This window comes from Flavobacterium nackdongense, assembly GCF_004355225.1.
GTDB lineage: Bacteria > Bacteroidota > Bacteroidia > Flavobacteriales > Flavobacteriaceae > Flavobacterium > Flavobacterium nackdongense.
In genome coordinates this window covers 1756998-1783266 of sequence record NZ_CP037933.1, presented here as the reverse complement: position 1 = coordinate 1783266, position 26269 = coordinate 1756998, and the positions used below count along the sequence as shown (strand labels likewise).

Here is a 26269-nt window from a genome sequence, read left to right as displayed (position 1 = left end):
CAATGGCAAAAGAAGAATTTATAAACGCAGGATTTACTATTGTAGGAGCAGAAGACAACGAAAACAAATTGTTGAGTTTTCTGAAAGAAAACTACCCCAGCGTAATTCGAGACAACGAAATAAACATAGAAGAACTAAAAACTGTTTTGGGCTTGCCTATTGACGAAAAAGTAAACGGGTACGGTTTAAATTTTGTAGGCAGAAACTTTGCAAGAGCTAAATATGCTCAAAAAACAGAGAAGGAACTTCGCTTAAATACCACATTGAGCAAAGAAATTGACACTACACAACATTTGGTTTTGAAAGGCGATAATTTGGATAGTTTGAAAATTCTGAAAAACCATTACAGCGGAAAAATCAAGTGTATCTGCATTGATCCACCATACAACACTAAAAGCGAAGAATTTGTCTATCCAGACAAGTTCGACAAAGAAGAAGCTGAAGTGTTGGGTTTGGCGAACCTGAGTGAAAGCGATTTTGAGAGAATGGACTTTAGTTTTAAAACTAAAAAGAGCCACAACGGTTGGTTAGCGTTTATGTATCCACGCCTTTTGTTGGCAAGAGATTTATTGAGCAAAGATGGTGTTATTTTTATATCAATTGATGAAAATGAACATGCTCAATTAAAGCTTCTTTGTGATGAAATTTTTGGAGATGAGAATTTTGCAGGTGATATTGTTTGGAAAAACAGCAGTAAAAATGACCAAGCTTATGTTTCCATGCAACATGAATATGTACTTGTATATGCAAAAAGTAAAGTTTATAATATCGGAAAGTGGGAAGAATTAAAAGAAGGACTTCAAGAAATTTATAAAGCTTTTGATGCTTTAAAGAAAAAACATAAAAGTGATTGGCAAACAATACATGAAGAAGGATTAAAATGGTATAATCAATTTCCCAATTCAAATCCAGTGAAAGACAGTAAACATTATAGTTGGATGGATGAAAGTGGAGTTTATTTTCCTGATAATATTGCAGGTCCCAATCACGGTCAATATGTTTATGATGTATTACATCCAATAACTGGAAAAATTTGTAAACCTCCAGCAAGCGGTTGGCGTTTTCCTGAAGATACTTTAAAACAAAGAATAAGAGATGGATTGGTTCATTTTGGTAAAGACCATACTGTTGTACCAAATAATAAAACATATCTAAAAAATACTGAATATCAAAGCATAACAAGTTTAAAATTTAAAGATGGTCGTGTGGCATCAAATTGGTTAAAAAATCTTTTTGGAGTCAAGGATGTTTTTACAAATCCTAAAGATTGTGGTATATTATTGAGTTTTATGAAAGCTATATCAGTTAAAAATGGAGATATAGTCCTTGATTTTTTTGCCGGCTCCGGCTCAACAGGTGAAGCAGTAATGCAACTTAATGCAGAAGATGGGGGTAATTGTAAATTTATTTTGTGTCAAATTGACGAGCCAATAAAAGAAAATAAACCAGCATATAAATTTTGTATAGATAATAACTTACCTCCAGTAATTTCAAGCATTACCATAGAACGCTTAAAACGTGCAGGGGAAAAAATAGCAAAAGACATTGAAGCAGCAAACAGCAAAGTAGGTCTGTTTGAAGAAGATAAAAAACAAGTTCCTGATATTGGTTTTAAAGTGTTTGACAGCATTGAAGCGCCTAAGCTAAAAGTGGATGAAACAACCAAACAAATTTCAATTATTGAAAATGAAACGGATGCTTTAAGTCGCATTTATAATATGATTTTCACCATAGGTTTAGACGAACCCTCACAAGTCCCGGAAATGGTTCTTGAAGATTGCATTTATAAAATCGGTAATCATTATTACATAACCAACTGCGATAAATTAAACAGTTATGATTACTCAAATGCTATTAAAAATGGCAAAGTTTTTATTGACGGTTGGACAGCAAGTTTGAATGGAACATTGCAGAATTATAAAGAAGATGTGAAGATTATTTTTTAAGGCACTGTTGCCCTAAAAGGTTTACATAAATATCATTGTAATTCATCAATCAATTCCGCCACAATTCGTCCTGATTTCATTGCTGCGTTTATCGAGCCATTCAATAAATGATCCCCGCAAATAAAAAGATTTTCGTTGATTTTAATTTCTGAATTAGGTACTTCATTGGAGACTTTTTCTTGATTGGGCAAGGCATAATTGATGCGGTAGGTTTTCAATAGTTTCCAATCATCCACTTGGTTGCCATACCATTGTTTCAGTTCGGTTTTCATATTTTCGGCTAAAGTGGCGTCGTCAATAGCTGGAATACCATTGTATGAAATTGAAATCAACACTTTTCCACTTGGAGCATATTGACTGGAAATATTGGATAGTACCGTCAAATTATTTGCCCATTTTTTATTGGTGGCAGCATTTAAAACCACAACCGCTTTTTGGGTCGGAGCTATTTTCGCTTCAAAATAAATATTGGTTACTTGGTGGAAGTTTTGTTTTGTTTTCGAAATGTAAGTATTGGCAAGACCAATAGCTTCGGTAGCAATAATGATTTTATCCGCGTCTAAAATTGTCCCATCTTCGCAAATGATTTTGTTGTTCTCGATTGCACTAACTTTCACATTGTATTGAATTGAATTTTCTGGAAGCATTGCCACCAATTGTTTTGGAATTTCTTCCATACCCAATTCTGGAATAGCAGCATCACCTTCGCAGAACATTTTCATAACAAAATCAAACATAGTACTCGATGTTTTCAAATCGTTTTCCAGAAAAATACCTGAAAAGAACGGTTTGTAAAATCGATTAATCATTTTTGAACTGAAACCATACTTTTTGAGTTGCGCACTAGTTTCGATTTCTGGTTGTTTGAAAAGATTTGAAAGAGAAATATTCACTAATTTTTTTTTCAGAAAAAAGGTGTTTATTTTATCTTTTAAAGAACCAACTGGCGCAAATAAGGTAGCAAATGTTGCCGTTGGACGCCGAAACGGGTCGGCAATTTCGAATTGTCCTCCATCATAAAGTACCGTGGCGCCCGGTAGAAATCGTTTCAGATTTAATTTTTTGTAATCCAATAAGGCTTTGGTTTCTGGATATTCCGTTAACAAAACCTGAAAACCTCTATCGAGTCTGAAACCATCAATGATATCGGTTTTGATTCGGCCACCAGCTCGATCGCTTGCTTCCAAAATTTGAACTTTGTACCCTTTTTGGTGTAAATAAACTGCAGCCGTTAAACCTGAAATTCCTGCGCCAATAATAGTAATGGTTGGTTTCATTTATTGAGTTTTGTTTAAGATTTCAAAATTAATGATTTAAACTTTCTAAAATCAAAAATCCCGTTCTGATTTCTCAAAACGGGATTTCTATTTATAAAGTAACGAGCTATTAGGCTAGCATCGTCACAGGGTTTTCGATATATTGTTTCAAAGTTTGCAAGAACTGTGCTCCGGTTGCTCCGTCGATAGTTCTGTGATCGCAAGCTAATGAAAGCATCATTGTATTTCCAACTACAATCTGACCATTTTTCACCACTGGTTTTTCTACAATCGCTCCAACGGATAGGATAGCAGAATTCGGTTGGTTAATGATGGAGTTGAATTCGGTAATGCCAAACATTCCAAGGTTGGAAATCGTGAAAGTACTTCCTTCCATTTCGGTAGGTAATAATTTTTTGTTTTTGGCTCTTCCTGCAAGGTCTCTTACGCTTGTTCCAATTTGTGACAAACTCATACCATCTGTAAATGGCAATACTGGAACAACTAATCCGTCTTCAACAGCAACTGCAACACCAATATTCACGTGATAGTTGATGATTATCGATTCAGCAGTCCATTGTGAATTGATTTTTGGGTGTTTTTTCAAAGCCAATGCAGAAGCTTTAATTACCATATCGTTAAAAGATACTTTGGTATCTGGAACGCTATTGATAATCGCTCTTGATTTCATTGCTTCGTCCATGGTTACCTCAATTACCAAGTTGTAATGTGGTGCAGTGAATAAAGATTCGGCCAAACGCTTGGCAATAACTTTACGCATAGTAGAGTTTTTAATCTCTTCAGTGGCAATTTGTCCTGCTGGAACATAAGGTTTTGATACTGGTGCAGCAGATTCTGATTTTGTAGGAGCAACTTCCTGCGTTCTGCTATCGGCTACCTGCGAACTGCTTGCTGGGGTAAAATTCTCCACATCACTTTTGGTGATACGTCCGTTTTCGCCAGAACCTTTTACTTGAGTCAATTGAATTCCTTTTTCGCTGGCAATTTTCTTTGCCAATGGCGAAGCTAGAATTCTTTGACCGTCAGCTGGTGCTTCTTGAACAATTGGTGCTGCGGTTTGTGCAGCAGCTGCGGCTTTCACTTCTTCAGCTGGAGCGGCTGCAGGTGCAATTCCTCCGCTAGCAATAATTCCACTAACGTCGGTCCCTGCGGGGCCAATGATCGCTAATAAGCTATCAATTGGAGCAGATTCTCCTTCTTGAATGCCGATGTATAATAAAGTTCCCTCGTTGAAAGATTCGAATTCCATTGTGGCTTTATCCGTTTCGATTTCGGCAAGCATATCACCTTCGGCAACTTTATCGCCTACTTTTTTCAACCAAGTGGCTACAGTTCCTTCGGTCATCGTATCGCTCAAACGAGGCATAGTCACCACGACCACTCCTGCTGGTAAAGCGGCTGAAGTTGTTGTTGCTGGAGTTGTAGTTTCGGTTTTAACTTCCGTTGTTGCTGGAGCGGCTTCTGATGCAGGAGCAGCAGTTGCACCTCCGGCGATTAAAGCTGAAATATCTTCGCCTTCGTTTCCGATAATGGCCAATAAAGAATCGATTGGGGCAGTTTCACCTGCTTGAATTCCGATGTATAAAAGAGTTCCTTCGTTGAAAGACTCGAATTCCATTGTTGCTTTGTCGGTTTCAATTTCAGCTAGCATATCGCCTTCGCTTACTTTATCACCTACTTTTTTTAACCAAGTTGCTACCGTTCCTTCCGTCATTGTATCGCTCAAACGGGGCATTGTTATAATTGTTGCCATAATTGATTTATAATTTATGAGGGGTGAATGGATAGTTTTCTTGTTCGTAAACTACATCGTATAGCTGCTGGATTTCTGGATAAGGAGACTCTTCGGCAAATTTCACACATTCTTCGATTAAATCTTTTACCCTTTGATCGATGGCATCAATTTCGGCGTCTGTAGCGTATTTTTGATCTTTGATTACATCTAAAACTTGAGTAATTGGGTCAATTTTTTTGTACTCTTCTACTTCTTCTTTCGAACGGTACAATTGTGCATCCGACATCGAGTGTCCTCTGTATCGGTATGTTTTCATTTCTAGGAAAGTAGGTCCGCCTCCTGTTCTTGCTCTTTCAATAGCTTCGGTCATCGCTTCGGCTACTTTTACAGGATTCATTCCATCCACTGGTCCGCAAGGCATTTCATAGCCTAAACCTAATTTCCAGATATCAGGATGATTGGCAGTTCTTTCGACAGATGTCCCCATCGCGTATCCATTATTTTCTACGATGAATACTACGGGTAAGTTCCACAACATCGCCATATTGAAGGCTTCGTGTAACGAACCTTGTCTCGAAGCTCCATCACCAAAATAAGTCAAAGTTACTCCACCTGTATTGTTGTATTTATCTCCAAAAGCAATTCCAGCTCCCAAAGGAATTTGTCCTCCTACGATACCGTGTCCTCCATAAAATCCGTGTTCTTTTGAAAAAATGTGCATCGAACCACCCATTCCTTTGGAGGTTCCAGTCGCTTTTCCTAAAAGTTCAGCCATTACACGTCGCGGATCTACACCCATTCCTATAGGTTGCACGTGATTTCGGTAGGCGGTAATCATTTTGTCTTTTGTCAGGTCCATAGCGTGTAGCGCTCCCGCTAAAACGGCTTCCTGGCCATTATATAAATGTAGAAATCCTCTGATTTTCTGTTGAATGTACAATGCGGCAAGTTTGTCTTCAAACTTTCTCCAAAGGAGCATGTCTTCATACCATTTTAAATAAACTTCTTTTGTAACTTCTTTCATCTGAATTGATTCTTTAGCAATTAGTTGTTGCGTTATGATTGTAATTGAAAACGAGTAGGGTTTAGCTCCCTAAATTTGCAAGCTGCAAAAATAGAACATTATGGGGAAGTAGTAAAATTTAAAATAAACTTTTAGTATTTATTTTGTTTATTTTATAGAAATTTTTTGTCAAACATCAAAGGCAGTAGATTTTTGAGCGAATCCGATTGGTATATGGAGCCTATTTCGCCCATAAAATAAATGTCAATCGGATAGTCCTGTTTGATCTCATATTCGGCTATGGATTGTCTGCAAGAACCGCAGGGAGGAATGGGAGCGTTAGTCTGATGGGTATCAGAAGCCGCTGTAATTGCCATTTTTAAAATTTTTGCATCGGGATATAGCGTTCCTGCCTGAAAAACGGCAACACGTTCGGCACATAGTCCCGAAGGATAAGCTGCATTTTCTTGGTTTGACCCTAAAACGATGTTTCCATTATCTAATAGTAAAGCCGCCCCAACTCTAAATTTTGAATAGGGAGCATACGCATTTTTTCGCACTGCAATGGCTGCTGCCATTAGATTTTGAATGTCAGTTGGTAATTCTGAAAGGGTATCAAAAACCGAAAATTGCGCAGAAATAGTGATGTTTTTCATTGGTATTAGTGGAAAAAAAATCCAAACTTCATAGAAATTTGGATTTGTTGTTATTTTTTATGTTTACTAATATTCATCGTATTTGTCTCCGAAATTAAAGGTAAGCGAGAACCGCAAAGTGTTTTCCAATGGATTTCTAACTTTAGAGGTTGAAAACAAATAGGAAACATCCACTTTGATTGCGGAATATCTAAATCCTGCTCCTAGAGAGAAAAACTGTCTGGCTCCTTTATCAGGATTTTCGTGAAAATATCCAGCTCGTAACGCAAAGGAATCTTGATATAAATACTCAGCACCGGCAGAATAGGTAACTTCTTTCAGCTCTTCGCTGAATCCGCCTGGAGCATCCGAAAAGGATTCTAAAACTCCCGAGAACCAACCAATACTTTGATAGTTTTCATTATTTTGATTTCTTTCTTCGGTGGTAATGGTGCCATCTCCATTTAAATCAGGGTCTTGCGGAGTTGGTACTAATAATTTACTGACTTCTACATTCAGTGCAACTTTATTATAGTCATCCAAAATAAAATCGAATCCACCTCCTAATTTCATATTGGCAGGCAAAAAGTTGGTGCTAGACTGGGTGTTGTCATAGCTCATTTTCGGACCTAAGTTTTGAAGGTTGAATCCAGCTCTCCATCTTCCGTTGAAATCGCTAAAGGATAATTCTTCGGTTTGGAAAAAACCAGCCACATCCACCGCAAATGAACTTGCAGAGGAAGCGTCGCCTACGTCTGAAGCAACTTTTAAATTCGAATTGATAAAACGCGCACCAACAGCCATCGAGAATTTCTCGCTTAATTTTAAGGAATAGGATCCGTCGAAAGCAAATTCGCTAGGCGAAACTACTCTTGGTATTTCATTTGGATCACCAGTTTCGCGCAATTCGATATCCCCCAATCCGAAGAATCGAAAACTACCGGCAAAGGCACTTCTTTCGTTGATTCGGTTGTAATAATTGAGTTGCCCCAACGAGATGTCATTGACCAAATCCGTAAGATAAGGTGTATAGCTTATAGAAAAACCTGTTTTGTCTATAGCGAAGGCATATTTTGCAGGATTCCATTGTTGCGAATACGAATCAGCTGACGAAGCTACTCCGTTATCGGCCATACCAGCGGATCGAGCATCGGCACTTATTAATAAAAATGGGACTGCAGTGGTAATAACATTTTCCTGAGCTTTTGCGATAGTTAGCGCAAATAAGCACACAAAAAGTAGAAGAAATTTTCTCATTGGATTTGAATAATAATTGGACAAATATAGTATTTTATTAAAGTATTACAAGTTTTTCAATTTTTTCAGCTTTCGAGTTGGTTAGGTTCGATTTTACCGTAAGTCTATACACATAAACCCCTTTTCCTATTTTATTTCCAAAGTCATCTTTGCCGTCCCAACTGATCTCTTTTGAAAGGAAACCTTCGGTTGTAATTATTTGGTTACGCGTCCAAACGACCTTTCCTGTTATGGTTATTACCTGAACTTGAACTTCCAATGGTTCGTAGGGTCTGTTATGCGAAAACCAAAATTCAGTATAATTTACAAACGGATTGGGGTAATTCAAAACATGTGTCAATGTTATGGCTTCGTTGCCCACCACTACAAACTGAATTTCAGCGGTAATCGGGTTGTTGTACACATCCCAAGCCTTGAAAGTTATAGTGTGGAGCCCAACTGATAAATTTCGCAACGGAAATCGTAAGTTTCCTTTGGTAAAATCATTCAGACTGGTTTGATAATAATCGTTCAATATGTAAGGATTATCTACGTCGCCGTCTAATATTGCTACAATATCGTGACCAATTCCGCTCGCTGTATTGATTCCGCTTTCGTCCTCTAGATTGGCTACAAGGAATGGAGATTCGTTTGTAGTCCCTCCGGAGACAAAAGTTTCGTCGTTCATATATAACTTCACTCTTGGATTAATATTGTCTGCTACTGCATTTTCATTTATTCCGCCTACTTTTATGCTGGTATCAAAACCGGCTTGATTCTCGAATTGTTGATTTTTTTTAGCATAAAAACTAATTTTTCCGTTCGAAATTGGAATGCGGATATCTCTAGGAACAATAAAACTAAATTCGAACTGTCCGTTTACTATCGATGCATTGCCTCTGAAAATGGTTTCTCCTATTTCATTGAAGGGCATCGTAGGACTATTTCCGTCATTGTTCAAAGTGCTTCTTGTGATGAATTTATCGAAAACTGCTGTCGATAATTCACCGTTATAATTGGGTATTGGCAGATTGTTTTCATCTACAATTTCACCAGAAATTTTCATTTTCGCCAATGATTTGAAATCGTCGATGGTTTGTGAAACAGGAATGTCATTTACTTTCGTTAGTCGAATTTTTGGTTTGGCAATGGCAAGCTTCAATGCGGGGTCTCCAATGTAAAATACCACATTAGTCGAGGAATTGGGATTGCTGTTTTTGGAAAGTCGGAGGGCTTCGGCTATCGAAGTATAATTATTTGAGCCGTATGAAAATAAATTTCGTGCCAAGACATCATTAAAATTTTCTGCGCTAAATTGGCCAATTTCACGAATGGTGGTAATCATAGAAATGGCTCCGCCTTTGGGATTCCAATACGTGTATTCGCCCGCTGTGGGTCTCGATGGATTGTCAAATCGCGAAAAATCGCAAGTAATGGTAATAAATAAAGGGTATTTGTACTGATTGCTTAAATTTTGCCCATCGGATTTTTCCCATAGGCGTTCGCTCGCAAGGCCGTCCTCGCCACCATGACCTAAATAGTTCACCACCAAAGATCCTTTTTCGAAGGCGCTGAAGAAATCGTTTCTAGCTTTAGGATAACGCGATCCTCCAGCAGAAGCTTCCTGAACATAGGAGTCCAAAAGCACTTTGTTCACATTCAAAAATGGTTTTTCGAAGGTGATTTTATCAGCTAAAGTATTTTGTCTGTTTTGCAAGCTGGCGTCTGATGATTTATCGGAATCGTCACTCACCATCACATAATTGTTTCTCCAATTTCCATACGATTTCACGTCATGATACTCGATTACTTTGTTTACCATTTCGTCTGCTTGCGAACTGTTGTCATTGATCATTCGGCCCACCGCAATGTCAATTCCTCCAAAAAAACCGCCGATATCACCCTCATTATTATCCATCAATGCGTAGAAGTCATCCGATGCATAGGAGGATTCTCCTGTGGTATTGCTATTCAATGCGTGATATATGGGTACGATATTAGTGTTGTTCGGAGTTTTGTTTTTATAATCATAGGACGCATCTCCAAAGAGATTGACATATTTTATTCTTTTGTCTGCAGCTGAGGCATTTTGATACACGTATCTTATACAATTTCTAATGGCTGCAATGTCTTGCTTGCCTGAAGAAAATTCTTGATAGATGGTTTCAAGGCTAAGTACTTTTACATTCAAATTGGAGTAAGAACGGTGAAAATCAGCTAGTTTTTCGGCTTGACCGGCTAGGAAAGCAGGTGCTATTATGAGGTAATCTAAATCTTGAAACTGTCCCTGGGTGTTTTTGAAAAGAGTTCCTTTCAGGTTTTGATTGGTTATTTTTGTTTTACTCGTTTTCAATGGAGTGTAATAATCTGCGGGGTCTACGGCAACATATTTTCGTAGTTGTCCTAAATTAGCCTTAAATGAAAACGATGCTTGATTGGCGTTTTCTAATTTGGTTGCATTATAAATGTCAGTGACATCCCAAACTTGCGAAATTCCAATGGCATTCGACAGTGCATAACTTACAATTCCTAAGCTAGCATACGATAAATCATATTGAAAAAGAAATTGTTTGCCATAGCCTTGAAGTTTTCGTTTGGCGGTCAGTATAATTTTGTCCAAGTAACCTTTCGACCCTGGGACGCTGTTGTTATTGTAAGACAATTTTATTTTTACATTTTCTGAGGCAGGAAAAGTTGTGTTGCCCGGCAAAGACGCTGCATTAAATAAAATTCCGGAATATTGCACTAGCGCAGGAAACGACATAGTTCCGATCTCAAGTCCATTGGCCGAAACCTTAAAACTTGTGGGTGTATAGGCTACCGAAGCGGTGTTGAGGCTTACTTTTATAGGCGTAGCAGTGTCTACATTGGGAAAACTAAACGAAAATTCTTGGTCTTGGTTGATATCAAACACTTCGCCAAACCACTGTCTTCCCAGTTTTCCAATATTGGTTAAGTCTAGCTCGTAAAATTGACGGTCGTCAAAAGTGCTTAAATTCAAGGTGCTGCTGCCAGATGGCTGCGCCATCGTTGCCATTCTTTTCCCGTCATTGCCTTGTATGGTAATATAATAGTAAGATTTGGTGTCGTACAAGTTAAGGTTGGTTTGACTTTCATCATTCCAAGTGTCGACGCCTTCTGCATAGAATAAAATGTAATCTTCATTGTCAAAAGCACCATCGCTTTCGCCAATGATTTGAATGGCGTTTTCAGTTAAGTCTTCGGGGTAAAAAGTAGCATTCGATAGGGGAAGCATGCGGCCTCCGTTGCCATAAATTTTTAATTTTCTTGGGTCGATACCGTTGATATTGAGTCCCAATTGCTGCAAAAACCCTCTTGAAATTTTATAGACACCAGATTTTTCTATATAAAACTGATGCCAATCTCCGGTGGCTAGAACAGAATTTGAAATTGCTGCCGCTGCTTTAGTTTGTGAAATGCGCGATGCGCTACTATTATTTAGGGTATATGAAAAGGATTTAATTCGTTTGTAGCCAAAATCGTCCTTGATAATAGGTGAAAGTACAAGGAACGCTTGTTTTAGGTCTCTTGATTCGTTTATTTTTATAATTGCAGAAGCCGTTTTTGGGATATTTAATGGGTCTAGGTCGCCAATTTGAGTTTCGTTTAGGGGCTCATAAACTATATTCGACAACTGAACATTATTTCCAAGTGAAGAATCATTCAAGTTGTATATGAAAAAAAGTGCCTTTTTACCTGAGTCATAATTGAAGCTGTTTCCCGCAAATTGTGGGATATTTAGTTTGCTTTCACCAAAAAACATTTCTTTCTTTTCAAGCCATTCTAGTGTTAGGTCTCCTTTGATTTGCGCAAAAGAAACGAAAGGAATTAGGAATAAATACGCTAAAAGTGTTTTTCTCATAATTTTGTAAAACGCAATAATTAGGAATATATTACGGGGAGTAAAAATATATCATTTAGTGTAATTTTAATAATAAATAATATAAATTTGCGTTTGTGTTTTGTGATATACAGAAAGAATACACAGTTCAGTTTATTAAATAAAAAAATGTTGTTGTGGTTTAATGGTTAATTATTATATTGCACCACTCAAATTTTAACCTACAAAAAAATGAAAGTAAATAAAATTATGGCCTTACGTTTGATATTATCAATGATTTTGATCGTTGGTTTTTCTAGTTGTAGCAAAAAATCTAGCTCCAAAGGCACTTCCCAAGGAACAGGTTGGAATGTAGATAGTAAAAAAGGATCTCCAAGTAAAAAACAAGAAGCTGGCCCCGGTTTAGTGTTTGTAGAAGGAGGAACATTTACTATGGGAAAAGTTCAAGATGATGTTATGCATGATTGGAACAACACCCCTAATCAACAGCACATTCAGTCCTTTTACATGGACGAAACCGAAGTAACCAATGCGATGTATTTAGAATATTTGGATTGGACCAAAAAAGTAACCCCACCAACAGATGAAAGGTACAAAGATGTGTATCCAGGTGCAGTACCAGACACTTTAGTTTGGAGAAACAGATTGGGTTATAACGAAACGATGACCAACAATTATTTAAGACATCCTTCGTATTCGCAATATCCTGTTGTTGGAGTCAATTGGATTCAGGCAGTTGAATTTGCAAAATGGAGAACCAATCGTGTAAATGAAGCGTTACTAGAAAAAAACGGATATCTTAAAAAAAATGCTAAAACATTGGACGTAACCGCTGATAGCAATTTTGATACCGATACCTATTTAATCTCGCCAACATCTACTTATGGTGGAGATGCACAAATTGTTTTGCCCGGAAAATATGCTGATAAAAAAGGTGGCATTCGTCAACCAAAAGCGCCAAAAGGCGGAAAAGTGGTTCCTCCTACTAATATTTATGCACAACGTTCCTCAGGTATTTTATTGCCAGAATACAGACTTCCAACGGAAGCAGAATGGGAGTATGCCGCTGCTGCCGATGTAGGACAAAGAGAATACAATATTTATAAAGGACAGAAAAAATACCCTTGGTCTGGTAGCTACACGCGTTCTGGGAAAAGACAAAACAAAGGCGATCAATTGGCCAATTTCAAACAAGGAAATGGAGATTATGGTGGGATTGCCGGATGGTCTGATGATGGTGCTGATATAACCAACCAAGTTAAAAAATATCCAGCTAACGATTTCGGCTTGTATGATATGTCTGGAAATGTAGCCGAATGGGTTATGGACGTGTACAGACCGATTGTAGATAATGAAGCGAATGATTTTAACTATTTTAGAGGAAATCAATACACCAAAAATAAAATTGGTAAAGACGGTAAAGTGAAAATTATCGGAAAAGATAGTATTCAGTATGCCACCTTAAGTAATGGTAAAAAAATAGCTACTAGTTTTCCGGGTCAAATTGCTCAGGTTCCAGTGGATGAAAACGAAACTTATCTGAGACAAAATTTCGATAAAAGCGATAATATCGATTACAGAGATGGTGACAAGCAATCTACAAGGTACTATAATTTTGGCGATTCAGAGACGGATTCTAAAAAATTGAAAGACGATAGAGCGATGTACAATTCTCCTAAACACAATGTTAAGGTTGATAGTTTAGGGAATATGGTCAGAAACTACGATAAAAATAACAAGCGAACTACTTTGATCGATAATAATGTCAGAGTTTACAAAGGTGGTTCTTGGAGAGATAGAGCCTATTGGCTTGATCCAGCCCAAAGAAGGTATTTCCCTCAAGATATGGCTACGGACTACATAGGTTTTAGATGCGCCATGTCTAAAGTTGGGGCTAAGTCTGATAAAAGAAAAACCGCTAGAAACTAATCTTTTAAATAACAATACGAAAAGCCCTTTGATTAGGGCTTTTCTTTTTTAAAATCATTATCAGATGGATATTTCATACCTTCACAGTTTGTTTTTAGAAAGCCATTCGGTTGGCATTGACAGCCGAAAAATCCAGCCTAAATCCCTTTTTGTAGCTATCAAAGGGGACAATTTCGATGCCAATACTTTTGCCAAAGAAGCGCTTGACAAAGGAGCTTCTTACGTAATTATTGATAATCCAAATTATTACATCGACCAAAGGACTATTCTAGTAGAAAATAGTTTGATGGCACTTCAGGAATTAGCCAAATTTCATCGACAATATTTGAAATTACCTATTATTGCTCTTACTGGCAGCAACGGGAAAACGACCACCAAAGAATTGATACATGTTGTGCTTTCTAAAAAATACAGAACTAAAGCCACTGTTGGAAATTTGAACAATCATATAGGTGTGCCTTTAACTTTATTGTCTTTTGATCAGCACACCGAAATCGGAATTGTAGAAATGGGTGCCAATCACCAAAAAGAAATAGAATTTCTCTGCGAATTAGCCCAGCCTGATTATGGTTATATTACCAATTTTGGAAAAGCACATTTAGAAGGTTTTGGTGGCGTAGAAGGGGTTATCAAAGGCAAAAGTGAGATGTATAATTACATCGCAGCCCATTCTAAATTGGCTTTTATTAACTTAGAAGATAAAATTCAAGTAGAAAAATCAAAGGCATTTCAATCCTATTCCTTCGGTATCAATAGAGAAAATGCCGATGTGGTTATCAGTACAATCAAGGCGAATCCGTTTGTTGCAATTCAATATGCGGACCTTCTGATTCAAACCCATTTGATAGGCTTATATAATGCCAATAATATCAATGCGGCGCTTACGATGGGTAAATATTTTGGCGTTGAAGATCAGGATATCAAAGCGGCATTAGAAAGTTATATCCCCGAAAATAATCGTTCTCAAATGATAACCAAAGGAACGAATCAGATTATTTTAGATGCTTATAATGCCAATCCGAGTAGTATGGCAGTTGCGATCGAGAATTTTTTGCAATTGGATAATTCAAACAAGATTTTGATTTTGGGCGATATGTTCGAGCTAGGTGAGGATAGTTTTGTTGAGCATAAAACCTTGGTGAATTTGTTAGTGAAGCAAAAGGATGCGACTGTGTACTTTGTAGGTAAAGAATTTTATAAGCACCAAATGAGCAGCGAGAACTTGCATTTTTTTGAAACATTCGATGCTTTTTCTAACTTTTTAAAGAATTTGTCCATAGATACTAGTTCGATATTGATAAAGGGATCCAGAGGAATGGCTTTGGAGCGCACTCTTGAGTTTTTGTAACAGAAACTGCTACAATAAGCTGCAACTAGTACATTTTTTATAACGAGTTTCTAAGGATCAAATGGCATTTATTTTCTATTTGATCCTTATTGTTTTTTAAAACCATTTGCGCTAGAACTCTTCCCATTAGTTCAAAATTGGTGGAAATGGTTGTGATGCCGTTTTCGATAATTTTTTTTAAAGGTGTTTCGTTGTACGAAATAACGCCAAAATCCTGACCGATTTTCAAATCCTGATTTTTTGAGGTTTCGATGACTCGTACCAAATCTCGATCGTTGGGAATAATATAAACCTCCCCTTTTTGTAATACTCTATTTTTGAATTCAGTGATAATTTCGAAAGCGAAACCATAATCCCTACAAAAATCTTCAAACCCCAACTTCATTCCTAAAGGCTCGCGAAAGCCGGGAAAAATTAAGATAAGTTTCTGGTATTTATTCAATTTGATTTTCCCTAAAACCAAGCAATTGTAGATGTCTTTTTGATGGTTTTGAAAAATCGCAGGGTAGAGTTTCAATTCGGGATTGGTTTGGTCTAGGATAAAGACTTCGTCAACTGGTAGGGTTTGAATAGCTGAGGAGGCTCCAACTAAATTTGTTGGCATAATAATGTATTTGGTGTAATTTCCGTTGCTCTCATCGATTAGTTTTTGGAAGACTTTAGTGTTGAAATGATGGAAATAAATATCAACTTGAACGTCTTTCCCTACCTGCAGGAGGAAGGAATTATAGAGGTCTTCTTTGAAGCTGTTCAGCTCGTCAAAAAGCACGAAAATACGATGCTTTATATTGATTTCAGTGGTCTTAACGTAGTAGCCTTTACCCAGAATTGCGTAGATTACGCCCCTTTTTTTTAGTTCTTCATACGCTTGCAAAACGGTGTCGCGTGAGAGTGAAAACTCAAGACACACTTTATTGATAGAAGGTAATTTTTCATCTTTTTTTAACTGACCGGAATCAATATTTTTTTCGATGGAGGAAATGATCTGTTTGTATTTTGGTATTCCTCGATGGGGTTGAATATGTATGAATTTCATGATGGATTTCTATTTTATTCAAAATTACAACAAACTGGTAGGTACTGGTGTGTAAAAGTAAATAATTATTTTATTTTTGTTTTTCATATTTAATAAAAATTCAAACTAAATAAAACGTTTATCCTATTTTGATGTAAGTATTATTATGGATTTATTTTTTTTAGTAAGGTTTTAGAGGCGAGTATTTTCATTTCGTTCAGAAGATTGTTTTTGTCACAGATGGCATCAGTAGTATAATAGGGAAACCTTCAAGTATAGTATTTAAATAGTTAGATTATGAATGAGATTTTGGTAAAAAAAACAACTGATTTTTTTCAACAAAAGTTTAATTCCGTGGCAGATAAAGTGGTTTTGTCGCCCGGAAGAATAAACATTATCGGAGAACATATTGATTATAATGATGGATATGTTTTGCCTGCCGCAATCGATAAAATTATTTGTTTTGCTTTCGAAAAAAACAATACAAACACGGCTAATATTTATGCTATTGATCTCGACGAGTCGGTAGGCATCGATGTTACACAAGAGCCGCAATTGACCGATGTGGTTTGGACCAATTATTTGAGAGGAGTTTTGTTGCAATTGAAATTGAAAGGATTCAAAGTTGGTGGTTTTAATTGTTCGTTCAGTAGTAATATTCCAACTGGCTCTGGGCTTTCGTCTTCAGCGGCTTTGGAATGTGGCTTTTTATATGGTATAAACGAAATGTTCAATTTGGGTATTAAATCAATTGATATTGCCCTAATGGGACAAAGCGCAGAGCATTGGGTGGGCATCAATTGTGGTATTATGGACCAGTTTTCTAGCGTTGTGGGATTAGAAAACAAAGTGATCAAAATCGATTGTCGCACTTTAGACTACACCTATCACGAAGCCAACTTTGTTGATTATTCTTTGATTTTGTTCGATAGCAATGTGAAACACTCTTTGTTTACCTCTGAATACAATAACAGACGCCTTGAGTGCAATGAAGGACTGCGAATTATTCACGAAAATTTTCCTCAGATTGAAAGTTTCCGCGACTGCGATGTTGATCAATTGATTAGTTTAAAATCTAAAATGTCGGATACTGTTTTTAAAAGAAGCTTGTATGCTGTAAAAGAGATCAAACGCGTTATTCAGGCTTGTGAAGCCCTCGACAAAGGCGACATTGCGACTTTAGGAAAATTGATGTTCGAAACTCACGATGGTTTGTCCAATGATTATGAAGTAAGCTGTGTCGAGTTGGATTATTTGGTAGATTTAGCCAAAGCCGAAGAAGATGTAATTGGGTCGAGATTAATGGGAGGCGGATTCGGAGGATGCACGATTACTTTAGTCAAAAAAGGAAGCGAAGCAGTCATTAAAGAAAAATTCACCAAATTGTACTTCGAAAAATTTAATATAGATTTGAAAATTTATGATGTTAAAGTGTCAAACGGTACATCATTGTATAATAATTAACGGACATGAAAAAATTTGATATCTACGAAGATCCGCACAGAAGATTTAATCCTTTAATCAACGAATGGGTTTTGGTATCTCCGCATCGAGCCAAGCGCCCGTGGCAAGGCCAGAAAGAAACCGTTGCCGATGATAGCAGACCGGAATACGATCCGGAATGTTATTTGTGTCCCGGAAATGTACGAGCCAACGGAGAGATAAATCCACAGTACACCAGTTCGTTTGTGTTTGAAAATGATTTTGCTGCCTTAAAACAAGAAGAAATTGAGTTTGAAGAAAGTCAAGACGCTACTTTCTTTAAAGCCAAACCTGAAAGAGGCATTTCTAGAGTGGTCTGTTTTTCGCCAAAACACAACATAACCTTGCCAGAAATGGATTTGCCCACTATAGCAGACATCATTCGCACTTGGCAAAAAGAATATACCGATTTAGGAAATGTAGATTATATCAATTACGTTCAAATTTTTGAAAATAAGGGCAGTGTGATGGGGTGCAGTAATCCGCATCCACACGGTCAAATTTGGGCGCAGTCATCCTTGCCAACTCAAATCGAAAAAACACAAAATAGTCTAAAAGCGTATTTTGACAAGAACGGAAGTAACTTGCTTTTAGATTATTTAGAAAAAGAATTAGAAGCCAAAGAACGAATTGTGATCGAGAACGAACATTTTGTGGCTTTAGTTCCTTTTTGGGCAATTTGGCCTTTCGAGACTTTGATTGTGAGCAAACGTCACGTTACTAAAATAACCGATTTTACTCCGGGAGAAGTAATTACGTATGCTTTGATTTTAAAACAATTGACTGCCAAATACGACAATCTTTTTGAAACCTCTTTTCCCTACTCATCCGGAATTCATCAAGCGCCAACAGATGGTCTCGAACATCCAGAATGGTTGTTTCATATGCACTTTTATCCGCCATTGTTGCGTTCGGCTTCGGTTAAAAAATTTATGGTCGGCTACGAAATGATGGGCGAATCGCAACGGGATATCACAGCTGAAAAAAGCGCTCAAATGTTAAGAGATTTGTCTGACATTCATTATAAAACCAGATAATTTATGAAAGTATTAGTTACAGGAGGGCTCGGTTTTATTGGTTCACATACGGTTGTCGAATTGCAAAACGTAGGATTTGAAGTGGTTGTAATCGACAATCTTTCGAATACTACTGAAGATGTTTTAAAAGGTATTGTTGCCATTTCTGGCAAAGAACCTATTTTCGAAAAATTAGATTTACGAGAAAAGTCATCAGTTCAAGATTTTTTTCAAAGACATCAAGATATTAGTGGAGTGATTCATTTTGCGGCTTCAAAAGCGGTCGGCGAAAGCGTTACGAATCCCTTGTTGTATTATGAAAACAATATTGCGTCTTTGGTTTATTTGCTTCAAGAATTAGAGAAAAAAGAAGAAGCTTATTTTATATTCAGTTCGTCTTGTACAGTCTATGGCCAAGCCGATGTAATGCCCATTGACGAAAACGCTCCGATCAAGCCAGCGATGTCGCCTTATGGCAATACCAAACAAATAGGAGAAGAAATTATTACAGATGTTACCAAAATTAGTAATATAAATGCTATATTGCTTCGCTATTTTAATCCTATAGGTTCACATCCTTCTGCCGAAATAGGCGAGTTGCCAGTTGGTGTTCCTCAGAATTTAGTCCCTTTCATTACTCAAACAGGTATTGGCTTGCGAAAGGAATTGATGGTATATGGCAACGATTATCCCACCATAGATGGTACTTGTATTCGCGATTATATTCACGTGGTCGATTTGGCAAAAGCCCATGTGATTGCTTTACAGCGTTTATTATCTAAGAAAAATTCAGATAAAATTGAAATTTTCAATTTAGGAACAGGTGTAGGAAGTTCTGTTTTAGAAGTAATTGCGAGTTTTGAAAAAGTGAGTGGCAAACCATTTCCTTACAAAATAGTCGACAGGCGAGAGGGTGATGTGACATCAGCCTATGCAAGCACTAGCAAAGCAAATGAAATTCTGGGTTGGAAAACAGCATCTTCCTTAGACCAAGCCATGGAAAGTGCTTGGAAATGGGAACAAAAAGTAAGAACAATATAAGCTTTAACATATTTTATTAGCATAAACATTTATAGTATTAACCAAATTAAATCACCAACAAAACCAAAATTATGAATACATTACAAATTGCCGACTATTTAGTCTTTCTCGTTTACTTTTTTATCGTAGCAGGCTATGGCTATTGGATTTACAAACGAAAACAAACTGCCTCTCATACTGCTTCTCACGATTACTTTTTAGCCGAAGGATCTCTTACGTGGTGGGCTATTGGAACATCTTTAATCGCATCCAATATATCTTCTGAACAATTTATTGCAATGTCAGGAAATGGATTCAAAATGGGTTTAGCCATTGCAACCTACGAATGGATGGCGGCTTTGACCTTGGTTATTGTAGCCATATTTTTTATTCCAGTGTACTTAAAGAATAAAATCTACACGATGCCTCAGTTTTTGCATCAACGATACAACGGAGATATAGCGATGATTATGGCGGTGTTCTGGTTGTTATTGTATGTAATTGTAAATTTAACCTCAATACTTTATTTGGGTGCATTGGCCATTAACGGAATTTCTGGTATCAACCTCGATTTGTGTATGTATGGTTTAGCTTTCTTTGCCATAATTATTGCGCTTGGAGGTATGAAAGTAATTGGTTATACCGATGTTATTCAGGTAGTGTTCTTGATCTTCGGAGGGTTGGTAACCACTTATTTGGCTTTAGATAAAGTGGCCGAATTAAACGGACAACACGGAATGGTTCAGGGATTCAATTATATGATGGATCAATCGGGAGACCATTTTCATATGATATTTAAAAAAGACAGCCCCAATTTTCCAAGTTTGCCAGGACTTACAGTCTTACTTGGAGGTATGTGGATTGTAAATTTAAATTATTGGGGATGTAACCAATACATCACGCAACGAGCGCTTGGGGCCGATTTAAAAACGGCTAGAAGTGGTATTTTATTTGCTGCTTTCCTGAAATTATTAATGCCTGTGATTGTAGTTTTACCGGGTATTGCGGCTTATGTAATTTATATGAAAGGCGGTTTGCAAACGGAATTATTAGGACCTGATGGGGTGTTAAATCCAGATCGATCGTATCCAGTATTATTGAATTTATTGCCTGTGGGTTTAAAAGGATTGTCGTTTGCAGCCTTAACTGCCGCGGTTGTAGCTTCATTGGCAGGTAAAGTAAATAGTATTTCTACCATTTTTACTTTGGATATTTACAAGAAAAAAATTGATGTAGATTGTAGTGAAAAGAAAATGGTTCGTGTGGGTAAATTGACCGTTTTAGTGGCGATGTTGCTCGCGGTAGTGATTGCTCCTCATTTGGGAATTGACAAAAAAGGAGGTTTCGAATTTATTCAAGAGTACACCGGTTTCGTAAGTCCAGGTATTTTTGCAATGTTTATCCTAGGATTCTTCTGGAAAAAAACAAGTTCAAATGCGGCTATGTTTGCCACTATTGGAGGTTTCGCTTTGTCAGTTTTATTCAAATTCTTGCCTAAAATGATGAATTTAGAATTTTTACATTCATCTGGTTTTTCGGCTTTAGTGCCTCAAGAAGACGGAACAAGTATATATGAAATTCCATTTTTAGATCGAATGGGATTTGTATTTGCTATTTGTGTTGGAGTAATGATTATTATTAGTTTAATCGACGAAAAACGTGGCGTTAAATCTAAAGGATTGGAAATTGATTCTTCAATGTTCAAAGTAAATAATTCGTTCTTGGCAGGAGCCTTGCTCATTTCCGGAGTGCTGGTTGCGTTATACACCATATTCTGGTAGAATGACAATTTCAATAGAACAAGGTTTAAATTAATGGAACAGAAAACTTCAGCGTATTTTTTATGCTGAAGTTTTTCTTTTTTCAGCAAATTGGTTGCGACCTTTTCGCAAAGTATGGAAGACAAAATTGATATTAAAAAAATGATGAAGAATACAATTGTATCTAACGAAAATTTTAAAAAGCAAATAGACAACCAGGAAGTTGCTCTGTTCAATTTGAAAAACAAGAACGGTTTTGTTTGTCAAATCACCAATTATGGAGCAAGAATTGTCTCGTGTTTTGTGCCTATAACGGATAATTCCGCCCTAGATGTCGTTTTGGGGTATGACTCAATTGATGATTATCTAAAAGATGATTTTTACCTTGGAGTTATAGCCGGTCGTTATGCTAATAGAATTGCAAAAGGTAGGTTTATGCTGGATGGGACAGACTATTCATTAGCTGTAAATAACGGGGAAAACGCACTCCACGGTGGGCAAAAGGGTTTCGATAAAGTGGTTTGGAAAGCAAGGCTTTTTGCAAATGAAAATGACGAAGAATGTCTCGAGCTTGCGTATCTTTCAGTTGATGGGGAAGAAGGCTATCCCGGAAATCTGACAGTAAAAGTGAATTATTCGCTAACTAATAAGAATGAAATAAGAATCGATTACACCGCTGAAACAGATGCCAAAACCGTAATTAATCTGACCAATCACGCGTACTTCAATCTAAAAGGAGCTGGAGAGGGACTTGTTACTTCGCACGATTTGGTATTAAATGCAGATTATTTTACACCAACCGATGCCGGTGCAATTCCGACGGGAGAAATTCGGACTGTATCGAACACTCCAATGGATTTTCGAGTGCCTCATAAAATAGGAGAACGCATCGAAGATGATTATATCGAATTAATTCAAGGAATTGGATACGATCATAATTGGGTTTTAAATAAGGAAAACGATGTGTTAAGTCAAGTTGCAACTGTTTCAGATTCTGCTTCAAGAATAACAATGAAAGTATATTCAACTGAGCCGGGAGTGCAATTTTATTCGGGGAATTATTTGAACATTCAAAATGGTAAAAACGGCAAGTCCTATCCAAAACGTTCAGGATTTTGTCTCGAAACGCAACATTTTCCCGACTCGCCAAATCACGATAATTTCCCAAATACAATATTGAATCCTAACGAAACCTATAGCCAAACTACAATTTATCAATTCGAAGTTAAGTAAAGCAGCATATATTTTATATTGTAAATCGTAGATTCCATTGTACCTTTGTAGCCGAAAAACAACCTCTTGGGTTGACATTCTTTAGGAATAGGAATTGAAAAGCCATTTTTACTGAGTGGCTTTTTATAATTATAAAATATAATGTTATGGCACATAAAGCAGGTTTTGTAAATATCATCGGAAATCCAAATGTGGGGAAATCCACTTTGATGAATGCCTTCGTGGGCGAAAGATTATCCATCATCACCTCGAAAGCGCAAACTACTCGACATAGAATTCTAGGCATCGTAAACGGCGAAGATTTTCAATTGATTTTGTCAGATACTCCCGGAATCATCAAGCCCGCTTACGAAATGCAGGAATCGATGATGAACTTCGTGAAATCCGCTTTTGAAGATGCCGATATTTTGGTTTATATGGTCGAAATTGGTGAGCAAGAGTTGAAAGACGAAGCTTTTTTCAATAAAATCATCCATTCCAAAATTCCAGTTTTATTGCTTTTAAATAAAATTGATAACTCCAATCAAGAGCAATTGGAAACTCAAGTTGCTTTCTGGACAGAGAAAGTTCCCAATGCCGAAATTTATCCCATTTCAGCTTTACAAAATTTTAATGTTCCCGAAGTTTTTCAAAGAATCATCGCGTTATTGCCCGAATCTCCCGCGTATTATCCTAAAGATCAATTGACAGATAAACCAGAACGTTTCTTCGTAAACGAAACCATCCGTGAGAAAATCTTGTTGAATTACAGCAAAGAAATTCCATACGCGGTCGAAATCGTAACCGAAGAATTCTTCGAAGACGAAAATATCATCCGAATTCGTTCGCTGATTATGGTGGAACGTGAAACTCAAAAAGGAATCATTATTGGTCACAAAGGAATCGCCCTAAAACAAGTAGGAATGGAAGCTCGTGCCGATTTAGAGAAATTTTTTGGCAAACAAATTCACATCGAATTGTATGTAAAAGTCAACAAAAACTGGCGAAGCAACGCGAATATGTTGAAAAGGTTTGGGTATAATCAGTAGTTTTTTGTTTAAAGTTTCAGGTTTAAAGTTTAAAAAACAAACTGTTTCTAAAAATAATGATTAACTTTGAGAATAAATAGTTGTAAAAATGCTTATAGAAAGAACAAATAAAGAAATAATTATTAGACTTCCGTCTTTTGTTGACACTACTGGACTTCAAAGTTTGGTGGACTATTTGACCTACAAAGAAGCGACTTCCAAATCGAAAGCCACACAATCTGATGTTGATGCTTTATCCCAAGAAGTGAAAAAAGGGTGGTGGGCTGAGAACAGAAACCGATTGGTTAAATGAAAATTGTCGTCGACACTAATATTATCTTCAGTGCGCTTCTTAATTCTGATGGAATAATTGGTGATTTAATTTTTAATTCCAGCAAACATTTTGAATTTTATAGTTGCAGTTATATGCGATTTGAAATTCAGAAGCATTGGGAAAAATTAAAGAAAATCTCAAAATTATCAGACGACCAATTAGAAGTTTCTTATTTACAAATCCTTACTAAAATAAAATTCATCAACGAAGAAATTATTCCAATTGAAATTTGGTTGTCTTCAGAAAAAATCACAAAAGATATCGATATTGATGACACAGATTTCGTAGCATTAACGAGATTTTTGAAAGCCACTTTATGGACAGGAGATAAAGTTCTTTATAACGGACTAAAAGAAATTAGTTTCAAGAAAGTACTGAATACCTCTGATTTATTGGAGTTGAGCAATATCAAAAGAAGTAAATAATTTTTTTCAGGTTTTTAAAAATAGGCAAGAATGGAAGCTCGCCCCGATTTAGAGCAATTTTTTGGCAAACAAATCCATATTGAATTATATGTAAAAGTGAATAAAAACTGGAGAAGTAACGCGAATATGTTGAAAAGGTTTGGGTATAATCAGTAATGTGATTTGTTTTCAAAAAAAATATAACTAAAAATAGAAATTCTATGAATTTTGTAAAAAACTTAATTTTTTTATCACTCTTATTACTTTTATTTTCTTGTGATCCAACTGCTGCATCATTTATTATTAACAATAGAAAGGATGAAATCACTGTAAAAGTAAAAATTGATCAAGTAGCGATTGAAAAACTAAATAAAGAATATATTGAAAAAGGTTTTATGGTAGGTGAAGAAACCCTTGATGACTATGAAGTGAAAATTGATTCTTCTGAAACGTATATGTTTGATATGAAAAAGGGTATAAAACCTGACTATTTTGGCATTAAAGAGATTGAAATTTATTCCGGAGATACATTGATTCTGAAATGTAGAAAAGATCAAATGCAAAAGCTTTTTACAAGTGGGCAAAATAACGAAGGTTATAATTTAGTAATTAATTAATTTTCTACGATTAGATTATTGCCCCGATTACAACGAAAATCCTTTTTTGAGGTTTTTTTACCGAAAAAAAGATGGAGGTGTAAAGCTGGAAATAGCTCCAAAAAAACTTTTTCTCAAAAAATATCTATATATTTGTCAAATAGTAACATAAAAAATCTCGTATTATGATACAATTGGTGGAAGAATATGATAAATACGTTTCTAATTTACCTGCTTTAGTGAGTAATTCGTATTTCAAGGCAGAATATTTTATTCAAAACTTGAATTTAAAAAATGCTACTTATTATCGCAAATTAAAAGAAAATAACTTTACGCCTCAAGAAATAAAAAAAATCACAGAATTGCTATTTCCAGAGGAAGTTTTATTGCAAAAACTTCAAAAAAGCGAGGAAGATATAAAGTCAGGAAGAGTTATGGAACACAATGTTGTTATGGCAAAATTACGTTCTAAGTATCGTGTTTAAGCCTATTGGATTCTTAGCATTATTCCAAAAAACCGACAAATAAATAATTTTGTTCTCGATTTTATAGAATAAGTAGGTTTGTTTTGCAATTAAAAACTGTCTGTACTTTGTTTTTTTATATTGACTTCCTACTTCCAAATTATTGGAAATAATTATCAACGAAGCTTCTGTTTTGTCCAAGAAATCATTGGCTTCTTTCAGAGTGAATTTGTTACTTATGTAGTCTACAATTTCTTCAAAACTTTCTAAAGCGGTTTCTGTCCAAATGATTTTCATAAAGTTGGCTCTTTTAATTCCAAAATCTCCAAAAACTTTGCTTCCAATTCATTCATTTGTCCATTGCCTTGGAATCGGATTTGTCTTGCGATGAAATACAGCAAAAACCAAACGATAACCATTAGCAACATCACGATCAAATCCATCGCGGTGGGTTGTTTTAAGACATAGTCGGAGTAGGCGATGGCGCTGAAAATCACAAAAATTCCCGCTACCATAAAGTGCAGAAACATAAAAAGCGTCCACAACGTAGGGTCTGGACCAAACAATCCTCGGATGTGAGTTTCGTTATTTTCTTTGGCTTCCAATTCCAAGTGCAAATGAGGTGACCAATATTCGCGTTTAGATTCGGGCATATTTATCCAAATGTGATTGTGTTTCGTTTTTAAATGATAATCTTTGGAATTCGTCAGTTTAAATTGCTCGAATTTTTGACGTACGGACGCAATGTTTTCATTCACATCTTTGTAAAATCGAAGCCGAAGTCTGATTTCATTATTGGCATCCATAACAACAATTTTTTAGGTTAGACTATTATTTTAAACCACATAGATTTAATAGAAAAACATAAATTACAGGTTTTAATAGGTATTTTATTTACACATAGTTTTGAACACTATGTTAAGCGAAGCGACTTTCTATTAAAAAAATCATTTTTCTATGTGGTTTA

General features: G+C 36.3%; 22 protein-coding genes and 1 pseudogene. 14 read left to right on the top strand and 9 right to left on the bottom strand.

Going from position 1 to position 26269, the window contains the following annotated elements:
- The first annotated feature begins 2 nt into the window (after window positions 1–2).
- Window positions 3–1946: a site-specific DNA-methyltransferase gene (locus E1750_RS07575; RefSeq protein ID WP_133276197.1), complete on the top strand. Its 1944-nt coding sequence runs from the start codon at window positions 3–5 to the stop codon at window positions 1944–1946.
- Between the two features lie 32 nt (window positions 1947–1978).
- Here the strand turns inward: E1750_RS07575 and E1750_RS07570 are convergent, their stop codons facing one another.
- The 6 genes from E1750_RS07570 to porU form a co-directional block, all read right to left on the bottom strand.
- Entirely contained in the window at window positions 1979–3223 is a 1245-nt protein-coding gene (locus tag E1750_RS07570; protein WP_133276196.1) for an NAD(P)/FAD-dependent oxidoreductase, read from the bottom strand.
- A gap of 109 nt (window positions 3224–3332) precedes the next feature.
- A complete protein-coding gene (locus E1750_RS07565; RefSeq protein ID WP_133276195.1) occupies window positions 3333–4976 on the bottom strand; it encodes a 2-oxo acid dehydrogenase subunit E2 in 1644 nt (547 codons plus the stop codon).
- Window positions 4977–4983: 7 nt separating this feature from the next.
- Window positions 4984–5982, bottom strand: a complete 999-nt coding sequence (gene pdhA / locus E1750_RS07560; RefSeq protein ID WP_133276194.1) for a pyruvate dehydrogenase (acetyl-transferring) E1 component subunit alpha — start codon at window positions 5980–5982, stop codon at window positions 4984–4986.
- Between the two features lie 152 nt (window positions 5983–6134).
- A complete protein-coding gene (locus tag E1750_RS07555) occupies window positions 6135–6617 on the bottom strand; it encodes a cytidine deaminase (RefSeq protein WP_133276193.1) in 483 nt (160 codons plus the stop codon).
- A gap of 66 nt (window positions 6618–6683) precedes the next feature.
- Window positions 6684–7853, bottom strand: a complete 1170-nt coding sequence (gene porV, locus E1750_RS07550; protein ID WP_133276192.1) for a type IX secretion system outer membrane channel protein PorV — start codon at window positions 7851–7853, stop codon at window positions 6684–6686.
- Between the two features lie 37 nt (window positions 7854–7890).
- Window positions 7891–11715 carry a type IX secretion system sortase PorU gene (gene porU, locus E1750_RS07545; RefSeq protein WP_133276191.1) on the bottom strand — a complete coding sequence of 1275 codons (3825 nt, stop codon included), beginning with the start codon at window positions 11713–11715 and terminating at the stop codon, window positions 7891–7893.
- A gap of 210 nt (window positions 11716–11925) precedes the next feature.
- Between porU and gldJ the strand changes: the two genes are divergently transcribed.
- Both gldJ and E1750_RS07535 read left to right on the top strand, forming a co-directional pair.
- The gene (gene gldJ / locus E1750_RS07540) at window positions 11926–13623 is read left to right on the top strand and encodes a gliding motility lipoprotein GldJ (RefSeq protein ID WP_133276190.1); all 1698 of its coding nucleotides are present in this window, start codon (window positions 11926–11928) and stop codon (window positions 13621–13623) included.
- A gap of 64 nt (window positions 13624–13687) precedes the next feature.
- The gene (locus E1750_RS07535; RefSeq protein WP_133276189.1) at window positions 13688–14971 is read left to right on the top strand and encodes a UDP-N-acetylmuramoyl-tripeptide--D-alanyl-D-alanine ligase; all 1284 of its coding nucleotides are present in this window, start codon (window positions 13688–13690) and stop codon (window positions 14969–14971) included.
- A 37-nt stretch (window positions 14972–15008) separates the two neighbouring features.
- On the opposite strand, the gene E1750_RS07530 is transcribed toward E1750_RS07535, so the two are convergent.
- Window positions 15009–16007, bottom strand: a complete 999-nt coding sequence (locus E1750_RS07530) for a GntR family transcriptional regulator (protein WP_133276188.1) — start codon at window positions 16005–16007, stop codon at window positions 15009–15011.
- Between the two features lie 276 nt (window positions 16008–16283).
- Between E1750_RS07530 and galK the strand changes: the two genes are divergently transcribed.
- The 11 genes and pseudogenes from galK to E1750_RS07475 all read left to right on the top strand — a co-directional run bounded on the left by galK (window position 16284) and on the right by E1750_RS07475 (window position 25323).
- Entirely contained in the window at window positions 16284–17450 is a 1167-nt protein-coding gene (gene galK, locus E1750_RS07525) for a galactokinase (RefSeq protein WP_133276187.1), read from the top strand.
- A 5-nt stretch (window positions 17451–17455) separates the two neighbouring features.
- Complete coding sequence (locus E1750_RS07520; protein ID WP_133276186.1) at window positions 17456–18505, top strand: UDP-glucose--hexose-1-phosphate uridylyltransferase; 1050 nt, start codon at window positions 17456–17458, stop codon at window positions 18503–18505.
- A gap of 3 nt (window positions 18506–18508) precedes the next feature.
- On the top strand, window positions 18509–19525 hold the full coding sequence (gene galE / locus E1750_RS07515) for a UDP-glucose 4-epimerase GalE (protein ID WP_133276185.1): 1017 nt from the start codon (window positions 18509–18511) through the stop codon (window positions 19523–19525).
- 71 nt (window positions 19526–19596) lie between these two features.
- Window positions 19597–21285 (top strand): sodium/sugar symporter, encoded by a 1689-nt coding sequence (locus E1750_RS07510; protein WP_133276184.1) that lies wholly within the window; start codon window positions 19597–19599, stop codon window positions 21283–21285.
- A gap of 141 nt (window positions 21286–21426) precedes the next feature.
- Complete coding sequence (locus tag E1750_RS07505; protein ID WP_227873979.1) at window positions 21427–22497, top strand: aldose epimerase family protein; 1071 nt, start codon at window positions 21427–21429, stop codon at window positions 22495–22497.
- A 146-nt stretch (window positions 22498–22643) separates the two neighbouring features.
- A complete protein-coding gene (era, locus tag E1750_RS07500) occupies window positions 22644–23525 on the top strand; it encodes a GTPase Era (protein ID WP_133276183.1) in 882 nt (293 codons plus the stop codon).
- Between the two features lie 88 nt (window positions 23526–23613).
- The gene (locus tag E1750_RS07495) at window positions 23614–23817 is read left to right on the top strand and encodes a hypothetical protein (protein ID WP_133276182.1); all 204 of its coding nucleotides are present in this window, start codon (window positions 23614–23616) and stop codon (window positions 23815–23817) included.
- A complete protein-coding gene (locus tag E1750_RS07490; protein WP_133276181.1) occupies window positions 23814–24263 on the top strand; it encodes a PIN domain-containing protein in 450 nt (149 codons plus the stop codon). The genes E1750_RS07495 and E1750_RS07490 overlap by 4 nt, the downstream gene beginning before the upstream one ends.
- Before the next feature lie 30 nt (window positions 24264–24293).
- A pseudogene (locus E1750_RS17910) lies at window positions 24294–24419 on the top strand (GTPase Era); the annotation flags it as partial.
- A 44-nt stretch (window positions 24420–24463) separates the two neighbouring features.
- Window positions 24464–24859, top strand: a complete 396-nt coding sequence (locus E1750_RS07480) for a hypothetical protein (protein WP_133276180.1) — start codon at window positions 24464–24466, stop codon at window positions 24857–24859.
- Window positions 24860–25023: 164 nt separating this feature from the next.
- Window positions 25024–25323, top strand: a complete 300-nt coding sequence (locus tag E1750_RS07475) for a hypothetical protein (RefSeq protein WP_133276179.1) — start codon at window positions 25024–25026, stop codon at window positions 25321–25323.
- Here the strand turns inward: E1750_RS07475 and E1750_RS07470 are convergent.
- A complete protein-coding gene (locus tag E1750_RS07470; protein ID WP_133276178.1) occupies window positions 25300–25599 on the bottom strand; it encodes a type II toxin-antitoxin system RelE/ParE family toxin in 300 nt (99 codons plus the stop codon). The genes E1750_RS07475 and E1750_RS07470 overlap by 24 nt on opposite strands.
- Window positions 25596–26108 carry a hypothetical protein gene (locus E1750_RS07465; protein WP_133276177.1) on the bottom strand — a complete coding sequence of 171 codons (513 nt, stop codon included), beginning with the start codon at window positions 26106–26108 and terminating at the stop codon, window positions 25596–25598. Before E1750_RS07465 ends, E1750_RS07470 begins: the two co-directional genes overlap by 4 nt.
- Window positions 26109–26269 lie beyond the last annotated feature (161 nt).